At 54.1% G+C, this 14,983-nt stretch carries 11 protein-coding genes; 3 read left to right on the forward strand and 8 right to left on the reverse strand.

Annotation, left to right across the window (positions count from 1 at the left end; all coding sequences use genetic code 11):
* Positions 1-131: 131 nt before the first annotated feature.
* Genes B5G10_RS02995 through B5G10_RS03010 form a run of 4 tightly spaced genes read right to left on the reverse strand, consistent with a single transcriptional unit; the run spans position 132 to position 4,916 of the window.
* Positions 132-2,222: a M3 family metallopeptidase gene (locus tag B5G10_RS02995; RefSeq protein WP_087423288.1), complete on the reverse strand. Its 2,091-nt coding sequence runs from the start codon at positions 2,220-2,222 to the stop codon at positions 132-134.
* A 19-nt stretch (positions 2,223-2,241) separates the two neighbouring features.
* A complete protein-coding gene (locus tag B5G10_RS03000) occupies positions 2,242-3,321 on the reverse strand; it encodes an endonuclease/exonuclease/phosphatase family protein (protein ID WP_087423289.1) in 1,080 nt (359 codons plus the stop codon).
* Between the two features lie 7 nt (positions 3,322-3,328).
* Positions 3,329-4,234, reverse strand: coding sequence for a rhomboid family intramembrane serine protease (locus tag B5G10_RS03005; protein ID WP_087423290.1), 906 nt, complete (start codon positions 4,232-4,234; stop codon positions 3,329-3,331).
* Positions 4,215-4,916, reverse strand: coding sequence for a rhomboid family intramembrane serine protease (locus tag B5G10_RS03010; RefSeq protein ID WP_087423291.1), 702 nt, complete (start codon positions 4,914-4,916; stop codon positions 4,215-4,217). Before B5G10_RS03010 ends, B5G10_RS03005 begins: the two co-directional genes overlap by 20 nt.
* Before the next feature lie 252 nt (positions 4,917-5,168).
* On the opposite strand from B5G10_RS03010, the gene B5G10_RS03015 reads away from it, so the two are divergent.
* Positions 5,169-5,441, forward strand: coding sequence for an HU family DNA-binding protein (locus B5G10_RS03015; RefSeq protein WP_087423292.1), 273 nt, complete (start codon positions 5,169-5,171; stop codon positions 5,439-5,441).
* Positions 5,442-5,635: 194 nt separating this feature from the next.
* Here B5G10_RS03015 and B5G10_RS03020 read toward each other — a convergent pair whose 3' ends face one another.
* Positions 5,636-7,789 carry a cation:proton antiporter gene (locus B5G10_RS03020; protein WP_087423293.1) on the reverse strand — a complete coding sequence of 718 codons (2,154 nt, stop codon included), beginning with the start codon at positions 7,787-7,789 and terminating at the stop codon, positions 5,636-5,638.
* Between the two features lie 247 nt (positions 7,790-8,036).
* On the opposite strand from B5G10_RS03020, the gene B5G10_RS03025 reads away from it, so the two are divergent.
* Positions 8,037-9,041, forward strand: coding sequence for an aspartate-semialdehyde dehydrogenase (locus tag B5G10_RS03025; protein WP_087423294.1), 1,005 nt, complete (start codon positions 8,037-8,039; stop codon positions 9,039-9,041).
* 116 nt (positions 9,042-9,157) lie between these two features.
* Here B5G10_RS03025 and B5G10_RS03030 read toward each other — a convergent pair whose 3' ends face one another.
* From B5G10_RS03030 to dgt, 3 genes are all read right to left on the reverse strand, one after another.
* Positions 9,158-11,656 carry a family 20 glycosylhydrolase gene (locus tag B5G10_RS03030; protein ID WP_343285880.1) on the reverse strand — a complete coding sequence of 833 codons (2,499 nt, stop codon included), beginning with the start codon at positions 11,654-11,656 and terminating at the stop codon, positions 9,158-9,160.
* 63 nt (positions 11,657-11,719) lie between these two features.
* On the reverse strand, positions 11,720-12,955 hold the full coding sequence (locus B5G10_RS03035) for a TPM domain-containing protein (RefSeq protein WP_087423296.1): 1,236 nt from the start codon (positions 12,953-12,955) through the stop codon (positions 11,720-11,722).
* Positions 12,956-12,969: 14 nt separating this feature from the next.
* Positions 12,970-14,301, reverse strand: coding sequence for a dGTP triphosphohydrolase (dgt, locus tag B5G10_RS03040; RefSeq protein WP_087423342.1), 1,332 nt, complete (start codon positions 14,299-14,301; stop codon positions 12,970-12,972).
* Between the two features lie 227 nt (positions 14,302-14,528).
* On the opposite strand from dgt, the gene dut reads away from it, so the two are divergent.
* Positions 14,529-14,969: a dUTP diphosphatase gene (gene dut / locus B5G10_RS03045; RefSeq protein WP_087407997.1), complete on the forward strand. Its 441-nt coding sequence runs from the start codon at positions 14,529-14,531 to the stop codon at positions 14,967-14,969.
* Positions 14,970-14,983 lie beyond the last annotated feature (14 nt).

Below are 14,983 nucleotides of genomic sequence, written 5' to 3' on the forward strand. Positions count from 1 at the left end.
TGTCGTCTCTTGTATGGCGGGGTTGATTTTTTTTTGTGGACAGTACAAATGAGGTATATATGACGAGGGCTGCCCCAATTTATTGGGCAGCCCTCGCTGTATGAATGAGGGGGGAGAGAGTCTCCCCGGGATTATTTCAAACCACGGTTGCGAAGCAGCGCGTCGGGGTTGGGGTCGGCACCACGGAACTGACGGTAGAGTTTCATAGGATCTTCACTGCCGCCCTTCTCGAGGATATTCTCGCGGAAGGCCTTGGCCGTAGCCGGGTCGAAGATACCGTGTTCGATGAAGGCATCGAAAGCGTCGGCATCGAGCACTTCGGCCCAAGTGTAGCTGTAATATCCGGCGCAGTAGTCGTTGGTGAAGATGTGCGAGAAGTAGGTGCTGCGGTAGCGGTAGGTAATCTCGTCGATGAGTCCGATCGATTGAGCTACCTGTTTTTCAAACTCGCGTACATCGTAATCTTTGGCTTCGGTAATCTCGTGCCAGCGCATGTCGAGAATCGAAGCGGCAATCAGCTCGGTGGTGATGAAGCCCTGGTTGAATTTCGAAGCGGCTTGCATCTTTTCGATGAGAGAGTCGGGAATTACCTCGCCCGTTTGGTAATGCTTGGCATAGAGCTTGAGTACCTCGGGGTGAGTGGCCCAGTGTTCGTTGATTTGCGAGGGGAGCTCGACAAAATCGCGGGCTACGTTGGTACCGCTTACCGAGGGATAGTGGCAGCGGGTGAGCATGCCGTGCAGGGCATGACCGAACTCGTGGAAGAGAGTCTGTACCTCGTCGATGGTGAGCAGGGCGGGCGTGTCGCCGGTGGGCTTGGTAAAGTTGGCTACGTTATAGACGATGGGACGCACCTCGTTGCCATCCTGTACATAGGCCTCGCGGAAGTTGTACATCCAGGCACCGGCCCGTTTGCTGGGGCGGGGGAAGTAGTCGGTGTAGAACACGGCCAGATGTTTGCCGTCGGCATCCTTTACTTCGAAGGCACGCACGTCGGGGTGATATACGGGCACATCTTTCAATTCGGTGATGGTGATGCCATAGAGTTTGTTGGCCACCATGAAGGCCCCCTCGCGCACGTTGTCGAGGCTGAAGTAGGGTTTCAGTTCATCTTCGTTGAGGTCATATTTGGCCTTGCGCACCTTCTCGGCATAGTACCACCAGTCCCACGGGGCAAGCTTGAAGTTGCCGCCTTCGGCGTCGATAATCTTTTGCATGTCGGCTACCTCTTCTTTGGCCCGGGGGATGGCATATTCCCACACGCGGTTGAGCAGGTTGTTCACGTTCTCGTCGGTCTTGGCCATGCGGTCGTCGAGGGCAAAGTCGGCATAAGATTTGAATCCCAGCAGATTGGCTTTCTTGAGGCGGAGGTTGACGATTTTCGACACGATGGCTTTGTTGTCGTGCTCGTTGTCGTTGTCGCCTTTGTTGATATAGGCTTTATAGACTTTCTCGCGCAGGGCACGGTTGTCGGCATACTGGAGGAAGGGTATGCGACTGGGGGCATCGAGTGTGAATACCCATTTGCCAGCCATATTGCGGGCGCTGGCTTCGTCGGCAGCGGCAGCAACCACGGCGTCGGGCAGACCGGCCAGGTCGGCCTTGTTGTCAATGACGAGTTGGAAGGCATTCGACTCGGCCAAAGCGTTATCGCCATATTGGATAGAGAGCATGGCCAGCTCTTTGTTGATTTCGCGCAGGGTGTCTTTGTCGGCTTCGGAGAGCAGCGCACCGGCCCGAACGAAATCTTTATAGTGATTCTCGAGTACCTTCATCTGCTCGGCATCGAGCCCTTCGTTGGCTCGGTTGTCATAGACGGTCTTGATGCGTTGGAACAGTTTGTCGTTGAGCGAGATGTTGTCGTAGTGCTCGGTGAGGCGAGGTGAAATCTCTTTGGCAATGGCCTGGAGTTGGTCGTTGGTGTTGGCCTCGGTGAGGCTGCTGAAGATGAGGTTCACCCGGGTGAGCAGCAAGCCGCTGAACTCAAGAGGCTCGATGGTGTTTTTGAAGGTAGGAGCCTCGGGGTTGTTGACAATGGCCTCGATTTCGGCATCGTGTTGTTTGATGGCCTCTTCGAAGGCAGGCATGTAGTGCTCGGGCTTGATTTGCTCGAAAGGCGGTACGCCAAACGGTGTGTTAAACTCGCCCAGAAGCGGGTTCTCTTTTTGACTGCATGAAATCATCATAAGAGCGGTTAACGATGTGACTAAAAGTTTTTTCATGTGTATAAATATTACTGTGTTAATGTTTCTCGGCTGGGGGCTCCCACACAAACCGGGTGAGGAGCGGGTAGTGGTCGGAACTCTTGTAACGCAGCCGCTCGAGCCAGCGGGCCTCCAGGTCTCCCTTGTAGAGGATGTGGTCGATGCGGAACCAGAATCGGTTGGCGTGATAGGTGATGCCGGGACCCAACCCCAGTTCGTTGTAGGCGTTGCGGAAACCCATGCGGCGGAACCGGCGCACGGCATAGGAGAGGGGTGAGTCGTTGAAGTCGCCGCACACGATCACGTTGCCGGCAATACTGTCTATTCTCTCGGCCGTGAGGTCGGCCTGTTGGTTTCGGGCCCGGGCTGCATTGATGAGTTTGGAGAGCAGATGCTTCTTTACCTCGTCGATATAGTCGGTATTGGGGTGTGCGGTTATTTCGTGATAGAGCTCTTTGTCGGTTTGTGTGAGACCTATCGACTCCATGTGCTGGTTGACGATGGTAACCTCGCGGTTGTCTATCTGTACCTGGTAGGCCGCTACGGCACTCGATTCGGAATAGACGGTATCGAAGAGCAGGCGGGCCGGATACTTCGAGAGGAAATTCATGCCGTGGCTCGTGGGTATGCGATAGGGATACCGGGTGTGGATACTGTCTATTTGTTCGGGGGTAATCTTCAGTCCGGGGTTGGGGTCGTTCAACTCGGGGCTCTCTTGCAGGCACACCACGTCGGCATTCTGGGTCAGGATGAACGAGAGGGTGCGGTTTTGTGGTGTTTCGCTCCCTTGATAGTCGAGCATGAAATAGGTGTTGTAGGTCATGAGGGTGAAACCTGGTTCGCTGTTGTCGGGCTTGTGAGGCTTGTGTATGGGGCAGTAGCGGGCTATGCCTCCCCAAGCCAGGACGAGAGCTGCTGCCGGGACCCATATGAAGCGGGGTTTGTAGGCGAGCCATACAAAAAGAAAGGCGACGCATACAAAGAGGTTGAGGGGGAAGAGCAACTCGAGCAGTATGCCAATACGGGTGGGGCAGTAGGCCGAGTAGGCCCCCATGATGAGGAACAATCCCCACAACGCATTGAAAAACAGTAATATGATTTTGACTACATGTTTCATGTTCCGGTCATTTTTTCCCGGCTTCGAAGAGCCGTTTTTTCTCTTCGGCAGTCAAGGAGGAGTATCCCGATTGTTTTATCTTGTCGAGAATTGCATCTATTTCGTCGCTCTCCCGTTTTTTGCGGGCGCGGTATTCCATATCGGTCTCGGGACGTGTCGAGGCTCGGTAGTTTGTACGTTTCGAGGGCCGTTTCACCCGTATGCGGGGACGGGGTTTGCAGGCGGTGACCAGTCGATCGATAAGCCGGTTGAGCGGAGCGGTGAGGTCTTTCCCCTTCTCCCAGCGCACGATGAACCAGTAGCCCAGCAGAGCACCGCCCAAGTGAGCAATGTGTCCGCCACCATTGGCCGAAGTGACACTGAGCAGATCGATGAGGATGGTGACGATGGCAATGTATTTCAACGAGATGGCTCCCAGGAAGAGCAGGTTTATTTTATAGTTGGGCATGCGGAATGCTGTGGCTACGACAATAGCGATTATCGAGGCCGAGGCGCCACACATGAGTCCGGCCTTCCCTTCGAAGTAGGGAAAGACGTTGTAGGAGAGCAGGTAGAGCAATCCGCCGGCAACGCCGCCCCACAGGTATAGGCCCATCATCTGTTTCTCGCCGAAGGCCAGGAGGAATATCTGGCCAAACCAGTAGAGCCACAACATGTTGAACAGGATGTGCCACACGTCGTAGTGCACAAACATGTAGGTGAGCAGGGTCCACGGGTGGGTGATAAACTCGTGTGGATTGGAGGGCATCTCGATGTAGGGGAGTATGACCGATAGGTCGATGTTGAACAGCATGAGCACCACGTCGGTGATGCGCAGCAGGAGGAACACCCCTACGTTGACGTAGATGAGTTTCAGCAATATTGAGCCTTGCCCAAACTGCCGTTTGAGGTTGTCAATTATAGAAGCCGCCACCGCCTATTCCTTTCTTTTTCCAATACCAAATGAGGAAGAATCCGAACAGCATGCCTCCCAGGTGAGCGAAGTGGGCTACACCGTCCCTCGGATAGTTGCTGATGCCGAAGAAAAGCTCGAGGAGGCCATAGAAGATGACAAAATATTTAGCCTTGATAGGTATGGGGATAAATATAATGAAGAGCGGTGCGTTGGGGAAGAGCATGCCAAAGGCGAGCAGGATACCGAAGGCGGCTCCTGAGGCTCCTACCGTGATGAACTGGTTGAGCCCTATCGAGACCTGTTCCCAGCCTATTTGGGGTACATAGGAGTTGATAACCGATTGTAGCTCGAAGTACCAGGCTACCTCCTGTATGAGTCCGGCTCCTATACCAGTAGTGAGGTAGTAGAAGAGGAACCGTTTGCCTCCCCACACCATTTCGAGAGTGCGGCCGAACATGAATACCGAGAACATGTTGAAGAAGATGTGGTCGATACTGCGCGTGTCGTGGAGGAACATGTAGGTGACCAGCTGGATAACGTTGAAATCGCTGGCCTCGAAGTAGTGCAGTCCCAGCAGATAGTTCAGGTCGATGCCGGCGATTTTGGGTAGAGTCAATGCCGCCAGCCACACAATGAAATTGATGATAATGATATTGAGCGTAACGGGCGGTATCGATCCAAAAAAAGATCTGTTTTGCATAGATAAATTTCTTTTTCCTTGGTGAGGATAATTGCCTTGTATGCCAAGACATAGCATAAATTATCCCCCGATTTTGCAAGCAAAAGTAATGATTTTCTAAGGATTTAGTCAAATGTGGGGTAAGGATATTATAAAATAGCGACTTTTATTATATTTTTTTACTTTATTGTTTGCACTATATCATTTTAATCTTTACATTTGCCGTGCTGCTCTTCAAGGAGATTATTTACTTAACTTTAAATTATACACGTTATGAACAAGACTGAACTTATCAATGCTATGGCCGAAAAAGCCGGTTTGAGCAAAGTTGACGCTAAGAAGGCATTGGACGCTTTTGTAGATGCAGTTTCGGAATCACTCGTAAAAGGGGACAAAGTGGCTCTTATTGGTTTTGGAACTTTTGGCGTTGCAGAGAAAGCTGCTCGCACCGGTATCAACCCCGCAACTAAGCAAAAAATCACTATCGCTGCCAAGAAAGTGGTTAAATTCAAAGCTGGTGCTGAGTTGGCCGACAAAGTAAAATAAAGAAATTATTTTATGGTAGCATAAAAAGAGAGACTCCCACGGGAGTCTCTCTTTTTTTGTACTACAATGAGTCGCCGGGATTGGGACGATGTGGCATCGGCAGGGGTAGGAATACGGGGCCGGCAGTCTATCTTGGCACTCGGTGTTCTATCCACTGGATATTCACAGGAGTGGAGCACTGTTATTCTCCGAAATTACAGGTCGATTTTCTTTTTGCGGTTGCGGTGAGTCCACCGTTTTTTGTAGGCGATGAGTTGTCTGAAGATTTTCTCGATACCCAGAATCTCGGAGTGGCTGAGCATATCGTGCGACATGGGCTCCATAAACGAGGCAGGAGCCGGCTCGGCGGTGCCGAACTGTTCGGGGTAGAGCACGATGAGATTGTTGTTGGCAAAGTACTTCGAGAGGAACGAGGGGATGTTGTCGGCATCGGAGTTGAACGACACCGAGGTGGGGCGTGCGCTCACCACGATAAAGAGGTCGTCGTCGAGCACGACGTTGGCCAGGAGCATGAAATCGTCCCAACTCTCGAGCACTTCAAACTCGTTGCGAATGTTGTATCGTCCGGCTTTCAACCGGGCTTTCAAGTAAGGGATGGTTTCGGGGTAGGCATAGAAGATGGCCCGGCAGCCTATCTGCTTGGCCATGTTGGCCACGCGGTCGATCCATCGGGCAAAACCCGTTTCGTATTCGGCCTTGCGGGGCACGGCAATGACGATGCGTGTGACGGTATTGATGGGGTTGACACACTTCGAGATGAGAATCATCTTGTTGGTGTTCTTGAGCAGCGACTCGATTTTGGCCCCGAAGAAGGTATCGACAATGTTGGCCTTGTGGTGCAGACCCAGCACAACCTCGGTGATGTTCCGCTCCTTCATGGTGTGGATGATGCCGCTGGTGATGTTCATGTCGTACCGGGCGATGGGAATCAGCTTGGTGTCGGCCGACGAGGCTACCTTGCCGGCAAACTCGAGAATCGACTGCGAGCGGTAGTTGCTCGTCTTGCTGTCGTCGGTGACGTGCAGGGCGTAGAGGGGCGACCGTTTTTGGGGCGACTTGAGCAGCAGCGCCAGATTGATGAGGTTCTCGATGGTGCTGGGATTGGCAATGGGGATGAGAATCTGTTCGCTCTGTATCGTCGATTTGGGGGTAGTGGGTTCGTTGTCCTGCATGGCAACGACCATTTGGCGGGCCGCCTTCTCGGTAACCAGAGTACTGATGATGCAGGTGACCAGAATCATGACGATGGTTCCGTTGAGAATCTCGTCGTTGAAAAGCCCTATGTTGTGTCCGATGATAACCGCAGCCAGCGTGGCGGCAGCCTGGGCGTTGCTCAGTCCGAAGATGAGGTTGCGGTCTATCTTGGTCATGTGGCAAGTCTTTTGGGTGAGCCAGGCCGCAAGCCATTTGCAGAAGGTGGCTACAATCGACATGTTGGCCGCCACGATAATCGTTTCGGTATCTTTCACAATCACCCGCAAGTCGATGAGCATACCCACCCCGATGAGAAAGTAGGGGATGAACAGGGCATTACCTACAAACTCGAGCCGGTTCATCAAAGGCGATACGTTGGGAATGAATCGGTTGAGCACGATGCCGGCGAAGAAGGCTCCTAAGATGGCCTCCAGCCCGATGACCTGTGCCATGTAGGAGGCCAGGAACACGAGTGCCAGGATAAAGATGAACTGGGTGACGTTGTCGTTGTAGTTCTTGAAGAACCAGCGGGTGAGTCGTGGGTAGATGTAAAGGATGGCCAGGCTGTAGATGAGAATGTTAATCGTTAGTCTGAGCCAGAAGAACTCGGTGAGATCGCCCCGTACCATACCCGAGATGACCGCCAGAATGATGAGGGCACCCAACACGGTGAAGATGGTACCGGCAATGGTTACCGGCACGGCTCGTGTGCGTGAGATGCCATACCGGCTGATGATGGGGTAGGCTATGAGCGTGTGCGAGGCATACATACTGGCCAGCAGTATCGAGGTCATGAGGTTGAGGTGCAGGGTGTAGTAGCTGATGGCTGTACCCAGTATCATGGGTATGAGGAACGTATAGAGCCCGAAGATGATGCCGTCTTTTTTGCTCTTCTTGAAATCGTTCATGTCGATCTCGAGACCGGCCAGAAACATGAGGTAGAGGATGCCCACGTTGCCGAATATCTCGAAACTGCTGTCGCGGGCGAGCAGGTTGAGCCCGTTGGGACCGATGACGACACCGGCGATGATGAGCCCGATGATGTGAGGCACCCGTATGCGGTTGAGGAGTATGGGCGCAAGCAGTATGATAACCAGTACAATGAAAAAGATCAGTACCGGATTTTCAATCGGTAGTGAAGTGATACTGCCCATGACCCTGCTATTTTTTTTTAAGATGCTGAAACTGTAAATATGCAACAAAAATACAAATAAAAGTTCGCTCTTGCAAGCAATACGGCCCCTTCTGTGTGAAATGTGTCGCAAATGACTAAATTGTAGTGGAAAGAATATAAATATTTCTTTTTGTTATGTTTTTGCTTAAATAGTTGTATATTTGCACCTCTTTTTCAGCGAAAAAGAATAAACGAGAATTCGGAATATAAATTACAAAAGAAAGAAGATGAAAGTCGCTATTGTGGGCGCCAGTGGCGCTGTCGGACAAGAGTTCCTAAGAGTTTTGGATGAGCGGAATTTCCCGATCGACGAATTGCTGTTGTTCGGTTCCTCTCGCAGTGCAGGACGTACTTATACCTTTAAGGGTAAGCCGATTGTAGTCAAGGAACTGAAGCACAATGACGACTTCAAGGGTGTTGACATTGCCTTTACGTCGGCCGGTGCCGGCACCTCGAAAGAGTTTGCCGAGACGATTACCCGCTATGGAGCCATCATGATCGACAACTCGAGTGCTTTCCGCATGGACGACGATGTGCCTTTGGTTGTCCCCGAGGTGAATGGCGACGATGCCTTCGTGCGTCCCCGCGGCATTATTGCCAACCCCAACTGCACCACCATCCAGATGGTGGTGGCCCTGAATGCTATCGAGGCTGTCTCGCACATCAAGCGGGTGCATGTGGCTACCTATCAGGCGGCCAGCGGTGCCGGTGCATCGGCCATGGCCGAGCTGAAGAAACAGTATGAGCAACTTATTGCCGGCGAAAAACCCACGGTCGAGAAGTTCTTCTTCCAGCTGGCCTACAATCTCATTCCCCAGGTCGATGTCTTTACCGATAACCTCTATACCAAAGAGGAGATGAAGATGTACAACGAGACGCGCAAGATCATGCACTCCGATATTGCCGTGAGCGCCACTTGTGTGCGGGTACCGGTGATGCGGGCTCACTCCGAGGCCATCTGGATCGAGACCGAACGTCCCGTATCGGTAGCCGAGGCTCGCGAAGCGTTTGCCCATGCCAAGGGTGTTGTGCTCGAGGACGATCCCGAGAACCGCGTATATCCCATGCCGCTCTTCAAGGCTGGGTGCGACCCGGTGTATGTAGGTCGTATCCGCAGCGATATCTCCAACCCCAACGGGCTGACCTTCTGGACCGTAAGCGACCAGATTAAGAAGGGTGCAGCCCTGAACGCCGTGCAGATTGCCGAGTATCTGCTGGCTCATCAGAAATAGGCCCCGTAGTTTTCAAGAAAGGGCTTTGCCCGTATTGAAATTTGTATTGTTTATAAAAGACCGACAGCCGCTTGGACTATTCCAGGCGGCTGTCTTTTTAGGGGACTCGGCGAGGGTCAGTCGTTGCGATATTCGGTGGTGAGGCTCTCCTTACCCAGATAGAAGAGACGGGCTTTGACCACTTGAGTCTGGCAATCGATGGTCGCTGTCCACAGAGCCGATTGGGCCGTAGGTTCGCTGCCGTCGGTGGTATAGCGTATCTCGGCTTGGGCAATGGGCGAGTTGGCATAGAGCTTGCCCTCGACGATGCGGATGCCGGGCTGAGGCAGGCGGAAGTTGACCCCTTCGCGAGCCAGACGAGGCATCTCGATGGCTGTGATTTTGGTGTTGTAAATTGTGCGGGCCTTTTCGTAGAGGGCCTGTTTGTCGTCGGCCGGTGTGGGCGACCACTCGGGGAAAGCATTCCAGCCGCGCTCAACAAGACCGAAGATCTTGGGGAAGGTATAGTACTCCACCATGTCGAAACTGCCGAGCGTCTCGGAGAAGAGTTGCGCCTGTATGCCCTTGATGCGCGGGCGTCCCTGCTCGGTGAGTTGCGTCTTGCCCTGTGAGGCTTTCTTGAGGTCGTTCGGGCGGCCGTCCAGGGTTGTTGGGCTCGAAACATAGATGTTGTAGGGGAGCATGTTGAACGAGGCAAATTGATCGACGTAGCCACCCCACGTGAGGCCCGGTTCGTCTTTGTGGGGATTGTAGGCCAGGTCGAGGTAGAAGTTGTTTACGTTACAGAGGACTACGCCATACCCTGCATTGGCTGCCGTGTAGGGCACCTCGTTGTCGTGGCCTATGGTGTGCCAGCAATAGACGCCGTCGAAGCGGGGAGCCAGGCGGGCATTCAACTCGGGCGAGTGGTTGAGAGCCACCTCTTGCCAGCCCGATACCTTGACCCCCTTTTGGGCCAGCATGGCCGATACCTTGTCGAGGAAATATTCGGCCAGTTGGTGCGGGTGGGTCATGCCCTGTTCTTTCATGAACTGTTGGCAGCTGGGCGACCCTTCCCACGATCCGTGGGGCACTTCGTCGCCACCGATGTGAATGGCCTCCAGCGGCACATCGGCCTCGCGGTACATGGCAATGATTTCGTCGCTCACCTTCTCCATGAAGCGATAGACCGAGGGGAGCGAGACGTTCATGATATTGTCGGTATAGGCTTGGGCCGAAACATATTTCGAAGTATCGTTTGTCTCGGAGAGCAGGTATTCGCAGGCCTTCTCCATATCGCTGTCTTTCAATTTGTTGTACCGAGCCTTCATGGCTACGAGAGCAGCCCGGGCATGGCCCGGCGATTCAATCTCGGGGATGACGGTGATATGACGCTGGGCGGCATATTGCAAAAGCTCGATAAAGTCTTGTCGGGTGTAGTATCCGTTGGCCGTGGCGGTGGTGTCGTTGGGATTCCAGCCTCCGTAGTAGTTGGGGTAGAGGCATTGGCTCTCGTCGCGGGTGAATCCCCGGCGCGAACCTACCGAGGTGAGCTCTTCGAGACCGGGAATCTCGAGACGCCAGGCTTCGTCGTCGCTGAAGTGGAAGTGGAAAACGTTGATTTTGTACGAGGCCAGCAGGTCAATCAGTTTGAAGAGGTCGGCCTTGCGGGTGAAGTTGCGGGCTACATCAAGCATCATGCCGCGGTAGGGCAGGTCGGGGTAGTCGTCGATGGCCACATTGTCGAGTCGGGCCGGAATCTGCTGGCGTTTCAGCAGCGAAAGCAGCGTTTGAGTGCCGTTGAAGATAGCGTGTGAAGTCGCTCCGCTGATGGTGATGTAGTTGTCGCGGATATCCAGCCGGTAGTGCTCGTCGTTCTGGACGGGCGAGTTCTTGGTGAAACTGCAAAGGGCGATGACGGTCTGCCCGTTGTCGGTGACGTGGTAACCTATCTTTTCCAGTTCCTGTATCAGCAGATGGGCTTCACTGGCAAATCCCTCCTCGACACTGAGCGAAATATTCTCGGAGATGACCGATACTCCCGGTCGGGGTGTCGCCTTTTTGAGCGAGGGCAGCATGTCGTAGGACTGTGGAGTGTAGTCGGTTTGAAGTGCTTCGTTCTGGGTGTAACAATACTCGCCGTCGGGGTAGGGAGGAGTTATTAGTCCGGCTACGGTCCACTGCTCTTCGCGGGTGAAGGGGGCGATGGCGAAGGGAATATCGACCGGCTTGTTGTCGTTTTGCACGAAGAAGGGCGACTTGGGGGTGAATTGGGTCTGGGTGAGGATACCCCGGTTCAGATAGGGTATGGCGATGGAGTCGCCGGGGGCCAGCGGTTGCCACGATTCGGAGGGGGTCATGCGGTAGTATCCGGGATTGACCATCTCGATAGTCACCGGTGAGTTTGCGTAGTTCTTTACCTGGCGGGGTGCGAGTTGGGTATAGTAGATTTCCCACCCGGTCTCGAGAGGTTTGTCCGAGGTGTTGACCAGGGTAAACGTGCTTCCGTAGAAGCCGGCCTCGACTTGATTCTTGCCCATCTCCCATCGCAAGGACACGGGGCTTGGGGTTGTCGTCTGGCAGGCCGCCAGTGTGACGAGGACCGGGGCCAAGAGCAAGAGTTGCGATTTCTTCATATTCATGGTATCTGTTTGTGTGAGTGATGTTTGTCGAAAGGAGTGTGCGATGACGGCAGAACATTACCAGCCCGACGAGGCGCCTCCGCCTCCGGTGGCACCTCCGCCAAACCCGCCACTGAATCCACCTCCGCCGAATCCACCTCCACGGCCCGACCCTCCTATGAGGGTGGCAGCCACGATAACGGGAATCGTGTATGTTTTGTGGTCTATCTTGTGGCAGTGGGCACAGCTGTAGCGCTTTTCGCCCAATCCGGTGCTCATGGTGGTGGCCCTGCGCAAGATGTAATCGCCGTCGAAGCTATAGGCCCGGCTGTGGCAGTAGGGGCATCGCTGATATTGGGTGAACTGGTTTTCGTAGGGGTATATGAGGGTGTTGCCGCAGTGGTCGCAGAGCCACACGTCGTAATCGACAGAGTTGAGACTCTCCTCGGTATTTTCTTGCGGAGTGAGGTAGAGGTTGTCTTCCTCTTCGTTCAGTTTGCGCATGGGGCTGCCACACGATTCGCACTTGCGGGGTTTGTTGCGCAGTCGTTTGAGCCGGCGGCTCAGCCCGCCGTAGAGCAGCCACACGAAAAAGGGAAAGATAAAGCTGCCGACAAGCAGGAAGGGGCGGAAGGCCGTCAGCCGCTTGTATTGTTCATAGGGACCTTTGCGGGCATAGCGGGCCACTGTCCACAGCATGGCGAAGAGCAGGATGTGCGAGACGACGAGCGAGATGGTAAGGTAGCCGTTGAATATCTTGCCCCAGTCGATTTCCAGTCCCTTGACCGGTGGAGCGGTGAGCTCCTCGATTGCTTCGGGGGTAGTGATTATGCGGGTAATCGTGGCTATGCCGTCGAGCATACCCTGGTCGTAATTTCCCTCTTTGAAGCGGGGCAGGATGTATTGCGTCTGTATGCGTTTGCAGATGGCATCGGGCAGGAGTCCCTCTATGCCGTAACCGGTGCGGAAGGTGATGCGGCGCTGGTCGAGCACGAGCAGCACGAGCAGGCCGTTGTCGTTTTGTTTGCCTATGCCCCACCGGGTGAAGAGGTCGGTGGCAAAGAGGTCTATATCGTTGTTGCCGATCGATTGCAGGGCCACGACGGCGACCTCCGAGGTGTTGGCCTCTTGCAGGCCGAGGAGCATTGAGTCTATGCGGCTCACGGTTTCGGGCGAGAGTATCCCGTCGGGGTTGCTCACAAAGCGTCGGCCGTCGGTCTGGTGTACGTTGGGCACTTGATCGACCGTGTATTCGGCAGCCCACAGCAGGGGGATGCAGAGCAGAATCAGGAGCAGGGTGCAGGTTTTTTTCATGAGGATATTCGTGTTTAGAGCGAAGGAAGGCTCATGCCGTTGATTTTGCGATAGAGGTCGAGGGCATAGACGTCGGTCATGCCCGATATGTAGTCGATGACAGCCTGTACTTTCCCGTAGAGCGTGGGAGCATGCATCTCGTATTGCTCGGGAACCTTGTTGAGCAGCAGCCGCGAGTAGGCTTTGTCGGGGAAACGCACGGCGTTGAGAAACTTGTCGAGGAGTACCGAGATGATGCGGTTACCGGCCAACTCGATGTCGAGTACGTCGGACGACTTGTAGATCTTCTCCAGGGCGGTGGCGGCGCAGTTGCGATAGGCCTGGCAGGGGCGGTCGGAGATGTGATCGACCAGAGCCCCGGTAAAGCGCCCTTCGAGCAAGGCCTGCTCTTCGCGGCAGAAGAGGGCCGAGCACTCGTCGATGAGGGTACCGATGACGCAGGAGCGCAGGTAAACGATTTGCTCGTTGAGGTCGGTAACCACCTTGAGTACGTCGAGAATATGCTGTTGGCGCTTCTCGTCGAAGAAGTCGAGGAAGAGACCTTTGACCGTTTCGGTGGTGAGAATCTTTAGTTTGTGGGCATCCTCGATGTCCATGATCTGGTAGCAGATATCGTCGGCTGCTTCGACCAGATAGACCAGCGGGTGACGGTGATACCGCTCGCCGCTGTCGCCTTCGGGGAGCATGCCCAGGTCGTTGGCGATGCGCAGGAAATCCTCCTTCTCGGAGGTGAAGAATCCCGATTTGCCCCGTTTGGTCGATTGGATGGACGAGTAGGGATACTTGACAATCGAGGCGAGAGTCGAGTAGGTGAGGGCAAAGCCGCCGGGACGTCGCCCGTGAAACTGGTGGGTGAGCAGGCGGAAGGCGTTGGCGTTTCCCTCGAAGTGGGTGAAGTCTTGCCAGTGGTGTTCGTTTTTCAGCTCCTGCTTCAGCACCTGTCCGTTCCCCTCGGAGAAGTAGGTGGCGATAGCACGCTCGCCCGAGTGACCGAAGGGCGGATTGCCCAGGTCGTGAGCCAGACAGGCCGCCGAGGTGATGGCCCCCAGGTGATAGAGCTTGTGGCACCAGGGTTCGTTGCGGTATTTCTCGGAGAGCGTGGACGACACGTTATTGCCCAGCGAACGACCTACACACGATACCTCGAGGCTGTGGGTGAGCCGGTTATGCACAAATATACTGCCCGGCAGCGGGAATACCTGCGTCTTGTTCTGCAGGCGGCGGAAAGGCGCCGAGAAGACCAGCCGGTCGTAGTCGCGCTGGAAATCGGTGCGGGTGTGGTGCCGGTCGTCGTGGTATTTCTCCATGCCGAAGCGCTTGGAGGTAATGAGTCGGTCCCAGTGCATCTGGGTGGGGATATCCTTGGCTTGCATGTTCATGATTTCTTGTCAACAATCTGTGCAAATGTAGTAAAAAAGAGAGATAAAATATTGCCAAGCCACAAAAACCTCGGCACCGTTTGCCGGGGTATCGCATTAAAATATAAAAAATAGGGTGCTTTTTTGATAGGATTTCGTTATTTTCGCAGATTAAAAGAGTGAAAATAAGTAGTCTTTATAAAAACTATAACCCGATGAAGGTTTCTGTCAAGATAGTCAACAAGTCGCATCACGCGCTACCCTCCTATAGTACGCTGTTTTCGGCCGGTATGGATATCCGCGCCAATCTGTCGGAGCCGGTAACACTGGCTCCTCTCGAGCGCAAACTCATTCCCACCGGTCTCTATATTGCCCTGCCCGAGGGGTATGAGGCACAGATACGGCCGCGTAGCGGTTTGGCCCTGAAGCATGGCATCACCATACCCAACACGCCGGGAACCATCGATGCCGACTATCGGGGCGAGGTGGGCATTATCGTACTCAACGTTTCGGACAAGCCTTTTACCATTGAAGATGGTGAACGCATCTGCCAGATGGTGGTCAAGGAGTATTGTCGGGTCGAGTGGGACGAGGTCGAGTCGCTCGACGAGACCGAGCGCGGTGCCGGCGGATTTGGTCATACGGGTGTAAAATGAGAAGCCTCGTGAAA

This window comes from Barnesiella sp. An55 (assembly GCF_002161555.1).
GTDB lineage: Bacteria > Bacteroidota > Bacteroidia > Bacteroidales > Barnesiellaceae > Barnesiella > Barnesiella merdipullorum.